The sequence below is a fragment of the Aquamicrobium defluvii genome (genome assembly GCF_004363725.1).
Lineage (GTDB): Bacteria > Pseudomonadota > Alphaproteobacteria > Rhizobiales > Rhizobiaceae > Mesorhizobium > Mesorhizobium defluvii.
On sequence record NZ_SNZF01000004.1, the window covers coordinates 39,918 to 52,876 of the forward strand.

The 12,959-nt window shown below is 63.6% G+C and carries 18 protein-coding genes and 1 tRNA gene; 15 read left to right on the forward strand and 4 right to left on the reverse strand.

What is annotated here, in order from left to right; translation table 11 throughout:
- Positions 1-15 precede the first annotated feature (15 nt).
- Positions 16-216 (forward strand): NepR family anti-sigma factor, encoded by a 201-nt coding sequence (locus DES43_RS04115; protein ID WP_035027176.1) that lies wholly within the window; start codon positions 16-18, stop codon positions 214-216.
- A gap of 3 nt (positions 217-219) precedes the next feature.
- The gene (locus DES43_RS04120; RefSeq protein ID WP_035027175.1) at positions 220-768 is read left to right on the forward strand and encodes a sigma-70 family RNA polymerase sigma factor; all 549 of its coding nucleotides are present in this window, start codon (positions 220-222) and stop codon (positions 766-768) included.
- On the opposite strand, the gene DES43_RS04125 is transcribed toward DES43_RS04120, so the two are convergent.
- Entirely contained in the window at positions 741-1,139 is a 399-nt protein-coding gene (locus DES43_RS04125) for a response regulator (protein WP_342636613.1), read from the reverse strand. The two genes, DES43_RS04120 and DES43_RS04125, sit on opposite strands and share 28 nt — an antisense overlap.
- Positions 1,140-1,371: 232 nt before the next feature.
- On the opposite strand from DES43_RS04125, the gene DES43_RS04130 reads away from it, so the two are divergent.
- The 4 genes from DES43_RS04130 (at position 1,372) to DES43_RS04145 (ending at position 3,406) form a co-directional block, all read left to right on the forward strand.
- Positions 1,372-2,145, forward strand: coding sequence for a Crp/Fnr family transcriptional regulator (locus DES43_RS04130; RefSeq protein WP_051520595.1), 774 nt, complete (start codon positions 1,372-1,374; stop codon positions 2,143-2,145).
- A 132-nt stretch (positions 2,146-2,277) separates the two neighbouring features.
- Entirely contained in the window at positions 2,278-2,604 is a 327-nt protein-coding gene (locus DES43_RS04135) for an ElaB/YgaM/YqjD family protein (RefSeq protein WP_133674825.1), read from the forward strand.
- A gap of 11 nt (positions 2,605-2,615) precedes the next feature.
- Positions 2,616-3,083, forward strand: a complete 468-nt coding sequence (locus tag DES43_RS04140; RefSeq protein WP_035027173.1) for a hypothetical protein — start codon at positions 2,616-2,618, stop codon at positions 3,081-3,083.
- A 137-nt stretch (positions 3,084-3,220) separates the two neighbouring features.
- Positions 3,221-3,406, forward strand: a complete 186-nt coding sequence (locus DES43_RS04145) for a hypothetical protein (RefSeq protein ID WP_035027172.1) — start codon at positions 3,221-3,223, stop codon at positions 3,404-3,406.
- 36 nt (positions 3,407-3,442) lie between these two features.
- On the opposite strand, the gene DES43_RS04150 is transcribed toward DES43_RS04145, so the two are convergent.
- On the reverse strand, positions 3,443-4,345 hold the full coding sequence (locus DES43_RS04150) for a diacylglycerol/lipid kinase family protein (RefSeq protein WP_035027171.1): 903 nt from the start codon (positions 4,343-4,345) through the stop codon (positions 3,443-3,445).
- Positions 4,346-4,585: 240 nt separating this feature from the next.
- Between DES43_RS04150 and DES43_RS04155 the strand changes: the two genes are divergently transcribed.
- From DES43_RS04155 to DES43_RS04170, 4 genes are all read left to right on the forward strand, one after another.
- Positions 4,586-5,881 (forward strand): PRC-barrel domain-containing protein, encoded by a 1,296-nt coding sequence (locus DES43_RS04155; protein ID WP_035027170.1) that lies wholly within the window; start codon positions 4,586-4,588, stop codon positions 5,879-5,881.
- 176 nt (positions 5,882-6,057) lie between these two features.
- Positions 6,058-6,357 carry a GNAT family N-acetyltransferase gene (locus DES43_RS04160; RefSeq protein ID WP_035027169.1) on the forward strand — a complete coding sequence of 100 codons (300 nt, stop codon included), beginning with the start codon at positions 6,058-6,060 and terminating at the stop codon, positions 6,355-6,357.
- 14 nt (positions 6,358-6,371) lie between these two features.
- Positions 6,372-6,662, forward strand: coding sequence for a GNAT family N-acetyltransferase (locus DES43_RS04165; protein WP_035027168.1), 291 nt, complete (start codon positions 6,372-6,374; stop codon positions 6,660-6,662).
- A 339-nt stretch (positions 6,663-7,001) separates the two neighbouring features.
- Complete coding sequence (locus tag DES43_RS04170; protein WP_035027167.1) at positions 7,002-8,288, forward strand: GNAT family N-acetyltransferase; 1,287 nt, start codon at positions 7,002-7,004, stop codon at positions 8,286-8,288.
- Between the two features lie 115 nt (positions 8,289-8,403).
- Here the strand turns inward: DES43_RS04170 and DES43_RS04175 are convergent.
- Positions 8,404-8,490, reverse strand: a tRNA-Leu gene (locus tag DES43_RS04175).
- 190 nt (positions 8,491-8,680) lie between these two features.
- Here DES43_RS04175 and DES43_RS04180 point away from each other — a divergent pair.
- The 5 genes from DES43_RS04180 (at position 8,681) to DES43_RS04200 (ending at position 11,548) form a co-directional block, all read left to right on the forward strand.
- Positions 8,681-9,268 carry a YqaA family protein gene (locus DES43_RS04180; RefSeq protein ID WP_035027227.1) on the forward strand — a complete coding sequence of 196 codons (588 nt, stop codon included), beginning with the start codon at positions 8,681-8,683 and terminating at the stop codon, positions 9,266-9,268.
- An 18-nt stretch (positions 9,269-9,286) separates the two neighbouring features.
- Positions 9,287-9,820 carry a disulfide bond formation protein B gene (locus DES43_RS04185; protein ID WP_035027166.1) on the forward strand — a complete coding sequence of 178 codons (534 nt, stop codon included), beginning with the start codon at positions 9,287-9,289 and terminating at the stop codon, positions 9,818-9,820.
- A 112-nt stretch (positions 9,821-9,932) separates the two neighbouring features.
- Positions 9,933-10,526, forward strand: coding sequence for an NADPH-dependent FMN reductase (locus DES43_RS04190; protein ID WP_035027165.1), 594 nt, complete (start codon positions 9,933-9,935; stop codon positions 10,524-10,526).
- Positions 10,523-11,224: an orotidine-5'-phosphate decarboxylase gene (gene pyrF, locus DES43_RS04195; protein ID WP_035027164.1), complete on the forward strand. Its 702-nt coding sequence runs from the start codon at positions 10,523-10,525 to the stop codon at positions 11,222-11,224. The genes DES43_RS04190 and pyrF overlap by 4 nt, the downstream gene beginning before the upstream one ends.
- A 36-nt stretch (positions 11,225-11,260) precedes the next feature.
- A complete protein-coding gene (locus DES43_RS04200) occupies positions 11,261-11,548 on the forward strand; it encodes a DUF1330 domain-containing protein (protein WP_035027163.1) in 288 nt (95 codons plus the stop codon).
- A 79-nt stretch (positions 11,549-11,627) separates the two neighbouring features.
- Here DES43_RS04200 and hslU read toward each other — a convergent pair whose 3' ends face one another.
- A complete protein-coding gene (gene hslU, locus DES43_RS04205; RefSeq protein ID WP_035027162.1) occupies positions 11,628-12,938 on the reverse strand; it encodes an ATP-dependent protease ATPase subunit HslU in 1,311 nt (436 codons plus the stop codon).
- Positions 12,939-12,959 lie beyond the last annotated feature (21 nt).

The following is a 12,959-nucleotide window of genomic DNA, read 5'->3' on the forward strand; positions in this document are numbered from 1 at the left end:
GGGACGAAAGGAAGAATGAAGACACTGGATAAAAACACATCGGCCGGCGCTCCGGGGCGTCAGGGCCGGATCGCGGATCCTCTTGGAGCGAATTCCGAAATCGGCCGCAAACTCAAGCAGTATTACGACGATCTGGTCCATGACGAGGTGCCCGATCGGTTTGCCCAGCTGCTCAGTCAACTCGAGCAAGCCGAAGCAGTGCAGGACAAGGACTGATGCATGGCCGTATCTCCGGGCTTCAAGAACGATCTTCTGAAAGCTATTCCCAGTCTCAGGGCGTTTGCCGTCTCGCTGTCGCAGAATGTCGACAAGGCGGACGACCTGGTTCAGGAAACGCTCGTCAAGGCGTGGGACAAGCATGAAAGCTTCCAGCCGGGCACCAACCTCAAGGCCTGGCTGTTCACCATCCTGCGCAACGAGTTCTATTCCCAGATGCGCAAGCGCGGGCGTGAGGTGCAGGACAGCGATGGCCTGATGACGGCACGGCTGGCCGTCCATCCGGCCCAGCATGGTCAGCTCGATCTTGAGGATTTCCGCGGCGCGCTGGAGCGTCTGCCGGAAGACCAGCGAGAGGCGATCATCCTGATCGGCGCCTCCGGTTTCTCCTACGAGGAAGCGGCCGAAATCTGCGGCTGCGCCATCGGAACCATAAAAAGCCGGGTCAGCAGGGCACGCGCCCGGCTACAGGAAATCCTGCAGATTTCAGGTGACGAGGATTTCGGCCCCGACGCCATTTCCACTCAGGTGATGACGTCGCCTGTCGATTGAGGCGATCCGGTCCTGCCTGCGTCAGACAGCGCGTTCACCAGATCGTCGCCTGAATAAGGCTTCTCAACCAGCCTTATGCGGGGAAAGCGTATCCTGATCTCGTCCGTCATCGAATGACCCGACGCGAAGATGAAGGGAATGCCGCGGCTCTGAAGCCGGGCAGCGAAATCGAGCGTCGAGCCGCCGTCCAGCATGAGATCCAGTATGGCAATGTCGATATGCCGCATAAGGCCGTCGTCGTCCAGATCGGACAGCCGGCTGACGATGGCGACGTCTAAAGCGCCATGTTCGAGGCAGATGGTCTCGACATCCATGGCGATCAGATATTCATCCTCGACCAGCAGGATGCGCAGCCCGTCCAGCAAATCCACGATAGCAAGCTCCGTTAAAGCCATAGTCATGGCGATTTCGGCCCTGCCTGTCTTTTAAAAAAGACATAAAGCGCATCGCGATCTTCCAGTTTCGCTCCTTGCGCTTTAAATCGTTGTTTTTACGCATGTAGTTGCCCCGAAACCGGTTCCCACTTTCGGGCGACATGCACTGGCGGCACCCCTGTGCGGTCCGGACACCGGAACCTTGCGGTCCTGCGGCGGTTTCCGCTTCATGGACAAGAAAATCTCGACCGCAGTTGCGGAAAATGCCACGGAGCGCCGTCACTCGTGTGAGGCGTGCCCTTTGCGCCCGTTGCCGGTGTTCAGGGCGTTCGAGCCTGAGGAGCTGGAGTTCGTCAGCCATTTCAAGCGTGGCGAACTGGCTGTCGATCGCGGCGCCACGGTGCTGGTCGAGGGCAACTCGAGCCCGCATCTGTACACCGTGCTGTCGGGCTGGGGGTTCCGGTTCAAGCTTCTGTCGGACGGCCGCCGGCAAATCCTCAACTACATCATGCCCGGCGATCTGATCGGCCTGCAAGGCACCATCATGGGAGAGATGCAGCATTCGGTCGAGGCGCTTTCCGGGCTGGTCCTGTGCGTGTTCGAGCGCGGCAAGCTCATGGAGCTCTACAGCCGGCACCCGGGCCTGGCCTACGACATCACCTGGCTCGCCTCGCGCGAGGAGCGCATGCTGGATGAAAACCTGCTGAGCATCGGGCGCCGCAGTGCGATCGAGCGTGCCGCCTACCTTCTTGCCTTCATTCACGAGCGTGCCCGTGCCTCGGGCCTCGCGGCGCGCAGCCGGGTGGCGATACCCGTCACCCAGCAGCACATTGCAGACACGCTCGGCCTGTCGCTCGTCCACACCAACAAGACCCTGCGAAAGCTGGTCCAGCGGGGCATGATCGAATGGCGTGACGGCGGCTGCGAGGTGGTCGATCTGGACGGGCTGCTGAGGCTGTCGGGCTGGGAAGGGCTCGACGAGGGAAAGCGGCCGCTTGTGTGAGCGCAGATTGTGTGAAGCGCAGAAACGCTCTTGCCTGATGCGGCAAAAAAGCCTTCCATCCCGGCCAATCGGGCCGGAACCTTGTTGCGCGAGCGGCGTTGTGATCCCGGCTACACGAAACACAAGGAGTAGATCATGGCCGCAGCCGGGAAATCCGCGACCGACAACAAGTCCAGCACCGATCTCGAGGCTGACATCGAACAGCTCAAGGCCGATATCGAGAGGCTGACCAGGCAGCTTTCCGAAACGGGCGAGCATGGTTACAACACCGCGCGCAAGGCTGCCGCCCAGGGTGTCGAGCAATTGCGCGTTCACGGTGAGGCAGCCGTGGACAGCCTGAAGAGCAACGCCCGCGATCTCGAAGAGCAGGTTCTTGTGAACGTTCGCGAGAAGCCGGTGACGTCGCTTGCCATCGCGGCCGGCCTCGGTTTCCTGATCGGCCTCATATCGCGCCGCTGACGGCAAGACTCATGGGGGCTCTTGCATCCTTGATAGCCGGTCTCGCCTCGGGCGAGGCCGCAACCGCGCTGAGGCAGGCAAAGTTGGCGGCCATTTCCTATGGTCTTGCCGCACTCGCCGCCCTGTGCGGCATCGGTTTTCTCGTCGGCGCCCTGTATATCTGGGCTTCGGCACGGTACGGGGCGCTGGAGGCGGCGCTGGGTTTTGGCGCAGGCTTTCTGGTGATCGCGGGAGGGATCGTTCTGGCCTTCCGTTTCGGTGCGGGCTCAAGAGCCCGCCGCCGCAAAAAACAGCGCAGGGCCGACATGGCAGCGCTCGGCGCTTCGGCCGCCCTTGCCACGTTGCCCGTGATCCCCGCATTGCTGCGCACGCGTGCCGGAGCAGGGTTGCTCGCAGGCCCCGCCATCGCGCTGCTGGCCTATGCCATCTACCGGGAAAATGTACCTCGCGACAGCAGGCCGCGCTCCGACGAGGAGTGACGGCGAGGAGTGACGGCGACGAAGTGACGCCAAGCCGTGGAACATTCCCCCGCACGCACCGTTGAGGTCCGACCTTCGACGGATCTGAAGTGGCGGGCGGTAAAGCGAAACCGGCTTTCGGAGCAGAGGAGACGATGATGGCACGGACATTCCGCGAGCAGGAAGCAAAGCAGGGCCGCAGCGGCCGCCGGGTGCTGGTCGTCCTCGCCACTGCCATCGTGCTTGCACTGGCTGCATGGGGCGTCGCCGCCCTGCTGGTGCCGAAGGCGGATGCGCCCGCCGAAGCGCCTTCGCAGACCGAGGCCGTTCCTTCAGCGCAGTGACGCTCAGGTGCCGGGGACGCTCAGGTACTGCGATGCTCAGGTGTTGGCAGGCACCAGCACATTCAACGCTTTGGGATGGATTTTCAGTTCCGTCTCCCTTTCCAGTCCGACCAGTTCTCCATCCATCGCCGCGTAAGGCTTCCTGTGCGCCTTGCCTATCCTGAGGATCACGCGTTCGGCCTGATGGACTTCGACGTGCTCGTTTTCACGCCATTTGCCCCGCGCGACATTGAAGGCGAATTTCAGCACCTCGCCGCGCGTCTGCGCGGCGCTGACGTAGATGCCCAGAACGCCGCCGGCAGGGTCGTCGGCATAGGGAAGGTGGCCTTCCCCGAACAGGTTGTTGGTGATGCCGATCGCGCTGGCGCGGGCTTCGAGCCCGGTATCGCCGATCACAAGTGTGACGTCGATTTTCGGCGGGTCCACAAGAGTGGTCCATGCGGCCCTGAACGAAGCGCCGATCTTGCCGAGCCTTGAAGCGAATTCCATCTTGTCGCGCAGGTGAATCATGCGCGCATGCATGCCTACCGAGAACTGATGGATAAAGGGCTTGCCATTGGCGCTGGCCATATCCACTGCCTTTAACTTCCCGGTGGCGAAGGCATCTATCGCGTCATCAAGCGACTGGGGAATGCCAAGGCCTCTCGCAAACAGGTTCATGGTCCCGGCCGGCAATACCGCCAGAGCCTTCTTCCTGCCCATCAGGCGTGCCGCAGCCGCCGATACGGTTCCGTCGCCTCCGCCTGCGAGGATGACATCCATGCCGCGTCTGGCGATGGCTTCATCGACCGCATCGGGCATGGCGTCGCCGGAGACGATGTCGATATCCAGGCGGTGGCCGGCCGCTTCGAGGGCTTGTTCCATGCGTGAGCACAACGCGTCGAGATCCGTGGTGCGAAGCGTGCCGCCGTCCTTGTTGAGCACTGCGAAAAACCGCATGTCGAAGCCTCTGCCTGTACGGGAAAACACGGCCTTGCCGGCATTAAGAAACGCCGCCCAGAACGATGGGGGCGGCGATAGGTTCCCGCATGCCATTCAAATTTGACGGGTAAAAACAGCCTCAAAATTCGGAACCGGAGCGGGGAAGGGGCGTTGTCCAACAGCAAACACGCTGCGGCCCCACGACGTCCGCGGTTATGCGCAAGGTCCATGAGACCGGAACATACGAGGAGAAACATCATGATCCGCAAGCTTCTTGCAACGACTGCGCTCGCGTCGCTGATGGTTGCCGGCGCAATGGCGCAGGAAACCACGGCCCCGGCGCCATCCGGCGCGCCTGCGATGGAACAGCCGGCAGCGCCGGTGGTCCGGGCTGACGGCCATCTCGTTTCCAACATCATCGGCGAATCCGTCTACAACGGAACCGGCGACGAAGCGCAGAACATCGGCAAGGTCAGCGATCTCGTTCTGGACAAGGACGGCAACGTCCAGTCCGCCATTATCGGCGTAGGTGGGTTCCTTGGGATCGGCGCCAAGGACGTGGCCTTCGAATTCGGCAAAATGCAATGGGCAGAACGCGACGGCGACCGCTGGCTGATCGCCGCCACGACCAGGGAGCAGCTGGAAGCCCAGCCGGCGTTCGATTCCACGCCTTACAAACCGGCAATGCCGGTTGCGGAGGCTCCCGGCGTGGCGCCGACCGACGGCACCGCTTCGGACACGACTGCCGAGGCGCCGGCTGCGGAATTGCAGACAGCGCCCGCCGAACCTGCGCCGGCGATCGAGCCTGCCGATGGCAGCCTCGCCTCGCTGATCATCGGTGAGAGCGTCTACAACGGCACCGGGGATGAGGCCCAGGATATCGGCAAGGTCAACGACGTGGTGCTTTCGGGTGCCGGCAAGGCGGAATCGCTGGTAATCGGCGTCGGCGGCTTCCTCGGTATCGGCCAGAAGAACGTCGCCTTCGACTTCGGCAATGCCGAATGGGCGGAGCGCGATGGCGACCGCTGGCTGGTGGTGGACGCCACCAGGGAGTCACTGGAAGCGTTGCCCGACTTCGACCGCCGGGCCTATGACGTGGCGCCAGCCGCTTCCGCCGACACTTCCGGAGCCGCGCCTGCGGTAACGCCGACTGCCGATACGGCAACCGACACGGAAGCCCCGACCGATGCGACCGAGACTGCCGCAATCGACAAGTCGGCGCTGACCGAGGTGCAGATGACGGACATGACGGCCAAGGATCTTGAAGGGACGACCGTCTATGGCGCCGACGACGCCAGGGTGGGAGACATCGGCGATGCCGTGCTCACCCCCGACGGGCAGGTCGATGCCGTGATCATCGATGTCGGTGGCTTCCTCGGTATAGGCTCGAAGCCGGTGGCCGTCGGTATGGACACATTCAGGGTGATGGCCGACAAGGACGGCAGGAAATATCTCTACACCGAGTTCACCAGGGAGCAGCTTGAGGCGCATCCCGCATATGACAAGGAAACCTATGCCGCCAATCGCGAACAGCAAAGGCTGATGGTGCGATAAGGCTTCGGTTCCTAAGCAGGGAAAGGGCCCCGTCTTTTCAGGCGCGGGCCTTTTTCATCGCCTTTACGGGATGGCTTGCACTCCCCATATCGGGGCTGGCTTGACCTCGCGGTCCGAAGCGTATTTCCGTAGTGGAATCCGCCGGAACTGCGCAATGTAATGCGAGGAGCATCGGAATGAGCGAACAGCTTCCGGAAATCGAACTGGAGGAAAGCGGCTCGAAAGGGCGCTATGTGCTGCGCGGGCCGGATGGCGCCGAAGCGGAACTGACCTTCACCAGGGTTGGAGACAAGCAGCTTATCATCGATCATACCGGCGTGCCGGATGCATTTCGGGGGCAGGGGGCCGGGTTGCGGCTGGTCAGCCGCGCTGTGGAAGACGCACGCACCTCGGGCAGGAAAATCATTCCGCTTTGTCCTTTCGCGGCGGCACAGTTCCGCCGGCACCCCGAATGGGCGGATGTATTGAAGCAGTAAGAGCAGGGTTGGCCATGGAAACGGAAATCCGGAATGTCGAGAATGGCGGCGAGGGCCGCTATGTGCTGGCCATGCCGGACGGCGAGGAAGCTTATCTGACCTATGTGCGCAGCGGTCCCGCCCACATATCGGTCGACTACAGTTTCGTTCCGCCCTCGGCGCGCGGAAAAGGCGTGGGCGCGCGGCTGGTCGCCCATGCCGTCGAGCATGCGCGCAGCAGCGGCACGCGGATTACGCCGGTTTGCGGCTACGTTGCGGCCGAATTCCGCCGCCACAAGGAATGGACGGATGTGCTGGCCCCATAGCGGCCATTGATGGGCGGCCATCGATTGGCAGCCCTCCCATCGCGCCGACCGCACTGTTTCTTAAGTGTTGGGCCCTACAAAGTCAGGCGTGACAAAATGGGAGCAAGATCGGGTGCGCTTTTCCGCGGCCATCATTGACGAGCGGTCCCGGCGACCCGCAGAGGCGCGGGCACCGGCAGGCACAGCCTTGCTGGCCCGGTCTGTTTTTCTGCCGCAGCTGCGCAATGCCGGCCGGTTCAGCCTGTCGGCAAGATGCTTCGGCCGGTGGCAGGCGTCCGTCATGCGCCGGCGCTTCGGTCCGGTCGTCGGCCGCCCCAATGTTGCAGGGCGTTCCCGATAATGGCCGCCGTTCCGCTGATTGAGGAAACCAGCGGCGGGCCTGCCGGCACGCTGGTTTCCGGGCTGGCGGGACTGGTGCGGGCGGGCGTGGACCCTTCGCAGCTCGAACTGCTTACGAGCCGTCGTCCGCAACGCACGCTTGCCATCTATCCGGCAATGGCGGGTTTTGAGCTCGTCGACGAGCTCGATTATCTCGGGGCGCGAACCATCGAGCCGAATGTCTTCTTCAATCCGCGCTTCCTTGCGCCCGCCATGCCGCGTCTGGAAGATCGCGAAGTGCGCCTTGCGGTCATCCGCGACGGCGATGAATATCGCTCGCGCCTGCGCCTGCTGATGCCGTTTTCCATCGAGCGCCCCAACGTGCCGCTCGGGGTGCCGGTTCTGCGCGCCTGGTCGAATCCGTTCGGGCCGGTCGGCACGCCGCTGGTCGACCACGACGATCCGCTGGGCGTGCTGGAGGATTTTTTCGGAATACTGGCGCGGCCGCACCTGCGCATGCCCAGAGTTCTGGTATTGCCGGACATGCGGCTGGAGGGGCCAATGGCGCGCGCCCTGCAATCGACTGCCGAGGCGCTGCAACTCACTCTTATCACGACCGACGAGGCCGAGCGGCCGGTGCTGGACAGCGATCTGGACGGCGAAGCCTATCTCAAGGCTTCGCTGCGGCCGCATCATTTCCGCGAGTTCCGGCGCCTGCGCCGGCGGCTTGAGGAGCTTGGTGCGGTTGCGCACGAGGTCGCGCGCACGCCCGATGAGGTGCGCCCCGCCATGGAGAGCTTCCTCGCCCTCGAGGCCGCAGGCTGGAAAGGCCGCAAGGGCACGGCGATGACGGTCGACCGCTATCAGGCCGCCTTTGCGCGCGAGGCCGTCCACAGGCTTTCCGAACGCGACATGTGCCGCATTCATTCGCTCAGGCTCGACGGGCGTGTCGTCGCCAGCCTCGTTGTGTTCGTGGAGCAGGGTGTCGCCTATACGTGGAAGACGGCCTATGACGAGAACCTCGCCGCCTTTTCACCGGGCACGCTGCTGATGCTCGACGTTACCCGTCAGCATCTGGAGGATCCCAATATCGACTTCACCGATTCCTGCGCGGCGCCCGCTCATCCGGTGATGAGCCGGTTGTGGGCCGAACGGCGGCGCATGGGAACCTTCATCATCGGCCTTACCCCTGCCGCCGACCGTTCCGCCCGCCAGGCTGCCTCGCAGATGCACCTCTATCGCGAGGCACGCAATGTGATGCGCGGCCTGCGCAACAAGGCCCGCCGCCTCATTCGACGGGGCTCGTAGACGGGGCGGAGCGGTTTTCCGGCGCAAGCGGTCATACGCTTCCCTGACATTTCCCGGCCTGCGAGACCGTCACACCGGAGCGATGAAGGAAGGGGTCGTCACGGGATACGCAAAATGGTGCGGGCGGTCGGACTCGAACCGACATATCCGTAAGGACGGCGGATTTTGAGTCCGCTGCGTCTACCAGTTCCGCCACGCCCGCACGGTGCCTGACGGCATGAGCAGAAAGCTCATTCCAGCGCGCGGACTATAGGTTCGCGCATTGCTCGTCAACTGGTCAATTGCCGGAAGAATGCGGGAACCGGCGGTGCGCATCAAGCGATCGTGATCCTCGGCCATTGTGCCATCGCAATTTTCTTCTTATGCATGCGGCGCACATTTTGAGGGCCTTCATGCTTCGCGGACTCTACGACTGGACCCTGTCGCTCGCGGCAAGGAAATCGGCCGAATGGTGGCTGGCCTTCATCGCTTTCGTGGAAAGCTCCGTTTTCCTCGTGCCTGCGGACGTGCTCTATCTGCCCATGGCGCTGTCGCGGCCGGACCGGGCCTATCGATATGCTCTGGTTGCCACGGTCGCGTCGGTTCTCGGCGGCATAGCAGGCTGGTTCCTCGGCCACTACGCCTATGAGGCGCTGGCGAAGCCGGTTCTGGAGTTTTACGGCAAATACGAGCAGTTCGAGGCGCTGCGCCTGTCGTCCGGCATCGGCTTCATCATCCTGATGCTGGTCACGTCGGGCCTCGCCCATCTGCCGCCGATCAAGGTGGTGACGATCCTGTCGGGCGTCATCGGCGTCAATCTGCTGCTGTTTGTCGTACTCGCCATCGTCGCCCGCGGGGCCCGCTTCTTCTTCCTCGCCTGGCTTTTGCGCCGCTATGGCGAACCGATCCGCGAGTTCATAGAAAAGCGCCTCGGCACAATCGCAGCGGCAGGCGCTGCCGCCCTAATTCTGCTCTACCTTCTGGTCAGATATGCGCACTGACCGTCAGGAATCAGCCGCATGACCGAAGCCGAAATCGCCGCCGCACAACGCCGGCCGCTCTACACCGCTCTCTTCCTTGCCGCCGCCATGGCAGCGACCGTGGGGACGGCGCTGGGCTTCCAGTACATAGGCGGATACATTCCCTGCAAGCTTTGCTACGAGCAACGCATTCCATACTATATCGGCGTGCCGCTGATGGTGCTGGCCGCGCTGGCGGCCTGGCTCAGGATGCCGGCCTGGATCGTGCGCACCCTGCTGGCCGCGGGCGGTCTGCTGATGGCATATGGGCTCTATCTCGGCGTCTATCATTCGGGCGTCGAGTGGGGCTGGTGGCCCGGCCCGACCGACTGCACCAACATAGCCGGCCCGGTCGACACGGGCGGCAACGGCATACTCGACGCACTCGACCAGTTCGTGCCGCCGTCCTGCGACAAGGCCGCGCTGCGCATCCTCGGCCTGTCCATGGCCGGCTGGAATGCCATCGCCAGCCTCGTGCTTGCCGCCATCGCCTTCCTCGGCGCCTTCCGGGGAGTTCCGGCGCGCGGCAGGTGAGGAGGGGCGTGCAGCCGCCTTATCTCCTTGTTCGGGAACCGGATTCATCCACAAGCCGGATTCCACTTTCGGGTCCGATGTTCTATAGCTTGCCAAACCATCGGGGAACGCCATGACAGCCATTCCGCGCATTCTCGTGTTCGCCGGGTCGGTCCGCAGCGGCGCCTTCAGCGGCAGGACGGCCGACGCGGCGCAGAAGGCACTTGCCCTTCAGGGCGCCGAGGTGACCCGCATTTCGCTGCTCGACTATCCGCTGCCGATCTACGATCAGGACCTCGAGAAGGAAGAAGGCATTCCGCAAAACGCCATGAAGCTGGCGCGGCTGATCGCCAGCCATGACGGCGTGCTGATCGCCACGCCGGAATATAACGGTTCCGTGCCGCCACTGCTCAAGAACACGATAGACTGGCTGAGCCGCGTGCGCCGCGACGGGGACAAGGTGCTGAAACCCCTGGCCGGGAAGGCAGTCGGGTTGTGCTCGTCCTCCGAGGGGCAGTTCGCCGGCATCCGCGCCATCAATCATCTGCGCGCCATTCTGCTGCGCTGCCAGATGGATGTCGTGACACCCGAGTGCTCGGTGCCGCGCGGCGGCGAGGCTTTCGACGACAAGGGCGACTTCCGCGACGATCGCCTGCGGCAGACGATGGAGCGCGTGACAAGCGCGCTCATCGAACAGACTGCACTTTCAGCAAGGATGCAAGGATGACCGAAACCCGCGAGATGAAGGACCACCTGATCGTGGGACTGGACGTGCCGGGCGTGGCGGAGGCCGCGAAGGTGGTGCGCGATCTGGAGGGCGTCGTGTCCTTCTACAAGATCGGGTATCAGCTCGCCTTCGCGGGTGGGCTGGACTTCGCCCGCGAACTCGCCGCTTCGGGGAACAAGGTGTTCCTCGACATGAAGTTGCTCGACATAGACAACACCGTTGCCAAAGGCGTGGAGAACATCGTGCGCATGGGTGTCTCCATGCTGACGCTGCACGCCTACCCCAAGGCCATGCGGGCGGCGGTGGAGGCAGCGCGCGGCAGCGATCTGTGCCTGCTCGGCGTCACTGTGCTGACCTCGATGGACGAGCAGGACGTGATTGAGGCCGGCTACGAGTTCGATCCGCACACGCTGGTGCTGCGGCGGGCCGAGCAGGCGCTGCATGCCGGCATGGGCGGCATTGTCTGCTCCGCGCAGGAAACCGAGGCCGTGCGCCGGATCGTCGGCCCCGACATGGCGGTGGTGACGCCGGGCATCCGGCCGGCGGGCGCGGACCATGGCGACCAGAAGCGTGTCGTCACGCCGCGCGAAGCCATGCGCAACGGCTCCAGCCATCTGGTCGTGGGGCGTCCGATCATCGGAGCGGTTGACAGGCGGGCCGCGGCACAGGCTATTCTGGACGACATGCGCGCTGCCTGAGCGCGACGCTGAAATTACCGGAGGAAATTCGCCATCATGCCCAAGGGATACTGGATCGCCCGCGTCGATATTCGCGATCCCGAGCGTTACAAGGATTATGTTGCCGCCGCCAGGGTGGCTTTCGAGCGTTTCGGGGCGAAGTTCCTTGCGCGTGGCGGCAATCACGAAGCGGCCGAGGGCCCCGGTCGCGCCCGCAACGTCATCATCGAATTCGATTCGCTCGCGACCGCGCAGGAATGCTATCACTCGCCGGAATATCAGATCGCCGCCGCCATCCGCCAGCAGGTGGCCGATGGCGAGATCGTTCTGGTGGAAGGCGCCTGAGCGGCGGACTTCCCGCGCTTTAAAAAATGCCGCAGTCCGGTTCGGACCCGCGGCATTTTTTTTGTGCGGTTCCCCACGCTTACAGGATGAAGCGCGACAGGTCGGTGTTCTTCGACAGGTCGCCGACATGCTTCTGGACATAGGCGGCATCTATGGTGACTGTCGTGCCGTCGCGGTCGGGAGCTTCGAAGGAAATCTCGTCCAGCACCCGTTCCATCACGGTTTGCAGGCGGCGCGCGCCGATATTCTCGACCGTTGAATTGAGGTCCACGGCGATGCCGGCCAGCGCGTCGATGGCGTCGTCGGTGAATTCCAGCGACACGCCTTCCGTTCCCATCAGCGCCACATATTGCTTGATGAGGCTGGCTTCGGTTTCCGTCAGGATGCGAACGAAGTCTTCCTTCTCCAGTGCCCGCAGCTCGACGCGGATCGGCAGGCGGCCCTGAAGCTCCGGCAGCAGGTCGGACGGCTTGGAGACGTGGAAGGCGCCCGAGGCGATGAACAGGATATGGTCGGTCTTCACCGGCCCGTATTTCGTCGCCACGGTGGTGCCCTCGACCAGCGGCAGCAGGTCGCGCTGCACGCCTTCGCGCGAGGGGCCGCCCGAAATGTCGGAGCGGGCCGCGATCTTGTCGATCTCGTCGAGGAAGACGATGCCGTCATTGGCTGCGGATTCCAGAGCCCGGCGCACCACCTCGTCCTGGTCGAGCAGCTTGTCGGATTCGTCGGCGATCAGAATGTCGTAGGATTCCTTGACCGTGGTCTTGCGCGTCTTCGTGCGCTGGCCGCCCATGGCCTTCGAGAGCATGTCGTTGATATTGAGCACGCCGATATTGGCGCCGGGCATGCCGGGAATCTCGAAGCCGGGCATCCCCCCGGTGCCGGTGTCGGCCACCTCGACCTCGATCTCCTTGTCGTCCAGTTCGCCCTCGCGCAGTTTCTTGCGGAAAGAGTCGCGGGTCGCGGGCGATGCGGTCTTGCCGACGAGGGCTTCCAGAACGCGCTCCTCGGCGTTGAGATGGGCGCGCGCCTTCACGTCCTCGCGCATCTTCTCACGCGTCAGCACGATTGCCGCCTCGACCAGATCGCGCACGATCTGCTCGACATCGCGCCCGACATAGCCGACCTCGGTGAACTTGGTGGCCTCGACCTTGACGAAGGGCGCCTGGGCGAGCTTTGCCAGCCGGCGTGAAATCTCGGTCTTGCCGACGCCGGTGGGGCCGATCATCAGGATGTTCTTCGGCATCACCTCTTCGCGCATCTGGCCGTCGAGCTGCTGCCGGCGCCAGCGGTTGCGCAAGGCGATGGCCACGGCGCGCTTGGCGTCCTTCTGGCCGATGATGAAGCGGTCGAGCTCGGAAACGATCTCGCGGGGGGAAAAATTGCTCATATTCGATAACTCATGACACGG

Excerpts from the sequence above, each read along its gene's own strand:
- DES43_RS04115 (WP_035027176.1), top strand. The coding sequence starts at position 16 with ATGAAGACACTGGATAAAAACACATCGGCCGGCGCTCCGGGGCGTCAG.
- DES43_RS04120 (WP_035027175.1), top strand. The coding sequence starts at position 220 with ATGGCCGTATCTCCGGGCTTCAAGAACGATCTTCTGAAAGCTATTCCC.
- DES43_RS04130 (WP_051520595.1), top strand. The coding sequence starts at position 1,372 with ATGGACAAGAAAATCTCGACCGCAGTTGCGGAAAATGCCACGGAGCGC.
- DES43_RS04140 (WP_035027173.1), top strand. The coding sequence starts at position 2,616 with ATGGGGGCTCTTGCATCCTTGATAGCCGGTCTCGCCTCGGGCGAGGCC.
- DES43_RS04145 (WP_035027172.1), top strand. The coding sequence starts at position 3,221 with ATGGCACGGACATTCCGCGAGCAGGAAGCAAAGCAGGGCCGCAGCGGC.
- DES43_RS04150 (WP_035027171.1), bottom strand. The coding sequence starts at position 4,345 with ATGCGGTTTTTCGCAGTGCTCAACAAGGACGGCGGCACGCTTCGCACC.
- DES43_RS04155 (WP_035027170.1), top strand. The coding sequence starts at position 4,586 with ATGATCCGCAAGCTTCTTGCAACGACTGCGCTCGCGTCGCTGATGGTT.
- DES43_RS04160 (WP_035027169.1), top strand. The coding sequence starts at position 6,058 with ATGAGCGAACAGCTTCCGGAAATCGAACTGGAGGAAAGCGGCTCGAAA.
- DES43_RS04165 (WP_035027168.1), top strand. The coding sequence starts at position 6,372 with ATGGAAACGGAAATCCGGAATGTCGAGAATGGCGGCGAGGGCCGCTAT.
- DES43_RS04170 (WP_035027167.1), top strand. The coding sequence starts at position 7,002 with ATGGCCGCCGTTCCGCTGATTGAGGAAACCAGCGGCGGGCCTGCCGGC.
- DES43_RS04180 (WP_035027227.1), top strand. The coding sequence starts at position 8,681 with ATGCTTCGCGGACTCTACGACTGGACCCTGTCGCTCGCGGCAAGGAAA.
- DES43_RS04185 (WP_035027166.1), top strand. The coding sequence starts at position 9,287 with ATGACCGAAGCCGAAATCGCCGCCGCACAACGCCGGCCGCTCTACACC.
- DES43_RS04190 (WP_035027165.1), top strand. The coding sequence starts at position 9,933 with ATGACAGCCATTCCGCGCATTCTCGTGTTCGCCGGGTCGGTCCGCAGC.
- pyrF (WP_035027164.1), top strand. The coding sequence starts at position 10,523 with ATGACCGAAACCCGCGAGATGAAGGACCACCTGATCGTGGGACTGGAC.
- DES43_RS04200 (WP_035027163.1), top strand. The coding sequence starts at position 11,261 with ATGCCCAAGGGATACTGGATCGCCCGCGTCGATATTCGCGATCCCGAG.
- hslU (WP_035027162.1), bottom strand. The coding sequence starts at position 12,938 with ATGAGCAATTTTTCCCCCCGCGAGATCGTTTCCGAGCTCGACCGCTTC.